This window comes from Desulfovibrio sp. 1214_IL3152, assembly GCF_036763055.1.
GTDB lineage: Bacteria > Desulfobacterota > Desulfovibrionia > Desulfovibrionales > Desulfovibrionaceae > Desulfovibrio.
The window spans coordinates 1-1604 of record NZ_JBAIYW010000067.1 but is presented as its reverse complement, the minus strand read 5'-3'; the positions used below and the strand labels follow the sequence as shown (position 1 = coordinate 1604).

The window sequence follows — 1604 nt, the reverse complement described above, 5'->3', positions numbered from 1 at the left end:
AAGAGTGTAGTATGATGGCTCAAGTCCAAAATCTCCTTGTGTGGCAAGTTGTTGTGGTAACTTCTTATACCACATACTGCTGAGATTTTGGACTTTTTTGTTACCCCTTAGCCGGACAGCAATGATTGCAGCATCGACCTCTGTTAAATTTACTCCCGGTAAAGCTCTGAAAGAAAGCCTGTAGCCGCGCGATGCCACCGGCCACGATTCCTGGGGAACGCGAGGTTTCTGACAACTCCGTGGGTTACGCCGGAAGGTTCGAAAAGGACTCCGGCGCTTGGAAAGTGTATCTTCTGAAGTGCGCGGACTCGACATACTACTGCGGCGTAGCCAAGCATCTTGAAAGGCGCTTGGCAGAGCACAATGGGTTGCGGGCCGGAGGCGCGCGGTACACCCGCTCGCGCAGACCCGTGAAACTTCTGGGATTCACAGAATGTCCGGACAAAGCCAGCGCCTATCGCCTTGAATACGCCATCAAGGCGGCTCCAAGGGAAAAGAAATTGGGGATTCTTCAGGCCAACCAGCTTTCGACCCATCTTTGAGGGGCATCGGCCTGGCCGTATTATACTCAGGCGTCTCCAATCTCCGCATCGCTCGTGCCTGAAATGGAAGACGCCTGAGGACGACTATCGGTGCGTGGCTCTGCGGGCCTGCCTGAAGGCCCCTTTCCGGGCAGGCCGTTCCACGACCTTTTCCCGGGCGGGCTCCGCTTCGGGCGTGATATCGATCGCGTCGCTCTCCGTCACGGCTTTACGCCATTCACGAATCCCTTTGCCCAGGTTTTTGCCGAGCTCGGGGATTTTCTTGTAGCCGAAAAACAGAACGAAAATACCGAAGATCACCAGCAACTGGGTTATGCCGATTTTTCCAAACATGCTCAGTCTCCACTGATTAAAGTTTCTTGCATTACTACACTGCCGCCCTAAAAACTACTTGTTCACAGCGGTTATGTCGCTGCCAAAGAATTGTTGTGAGAGCCGTTCCAGTTCGCCCGATGTCCGAAGCTCGGTGATGGCCTGGTTTACGGCAGCGAGGAAGCTCGCAGTGTCCTGGCCTTTCACGACCGGAAACGCCACGCTCATGCTGTGTTCCGTCAAGGCCACGATCTTCAGGTTCGCTTCGGGGTGAGCCCGCATATAATCGAAAAAAGAGACGTCCGCGTTCAGGGTCGCATCCACCCGGCCGGCCAGAACCATTTCCAGGGTTTCCCCGAGCGAATCCACACCCACGGCCTCGGCGCCGTAACTCTCGGCAAGCTCCATGTAGGTGCTGGAAAGACTGTTGGCGGTGCGTTTGCCCTTCAAGTCCTCGAAGGTCTTGATAGTATCGTTGTCCCCGCGCACTATCAGCGCGGTATGGATGTAAGCATAGGGGGTTGAAAAATCGTATTTGGCGGCGCGTTCAGGAGTAACCTCCACCCCGTTGGCCGCGATGTCCCAACGTTTGGCGTCCAGGCCTGCAAAAATGCCGTCCCATTCCGATTCCACGAAGCGGGCTTTGACGCCGAGCTTCCCGGCCACCAGCCGCATGACTTCCACGTCGAAGCCCGTCAGGGTGTCACGCTCGTCATGGTAGGTCCAGGGCGCCCAGGTTCCTTCGGCCGA

Annotated in this window: 4 protein-coding genes; 1 reads left to right on the top strand and 3 read right to left on the bottom strand. The window is 56.1% G+C overall.

All coding sequences use genetic code 11. The features are described from left to right. Positions 1-198, bottom strand: a 198-nt coding sequence (locus V6C07_RS01300) for a hypothetical protein (protein ID WP_333534591.1), incomplete at its 3' end; no start/stop codon positions are given. 86 nt (positions 199-284) lie between these two features. On the opposite strand from V6C07_RS01300, the gene V6C07_RS01295 reads away from it, so the two are divergent. After that, positions 285-542 carry a GIY-YIG nuclease family protein gene (locus tag V6C07_RS01295; RefSeq protein WP_333534590.1) on the top strand — a complete coding sequence of 86 codons (258 nt, stop codon included), beginning with the start codon at positions 285-287 and terminating at the stop codon, positions 540-542. 84 nt (positions 543-626) lie between these two features. On the opposite strand, the gene V6C07_RS01290 is transcribed toward V6C07_RS01295, so the two are convergent. Then, complete coding sequence (locus V6C07_RS01290; protein WP_333534589.1) at positions 627-875, bottom strand: Sec-independent protein translocase subunit TatA/TatB; 249 nt, start codon at positions 873-875, stop codon at positions 627-629. Positions 876-929: 54 nt separating this feature from the next. Next, a partial coding sequence (locus V6C07_RS01285; protein ID WP_333534588.1) for a transporter substrate-binding domain-containing protein occupies positions 930-1604 on the bottom strand: 675 nt, incomplete at its 5' end.

Excerpts from the sequence above, each read along its gene's own strand:
- V6C07_RS01290 (WP_333534589.1), bottom strand. The coding sequence starts at position 875 with ATGTTTGGAAAAATCGGCATAACCCAGTTGCTGGTGATCTTCGGTATT.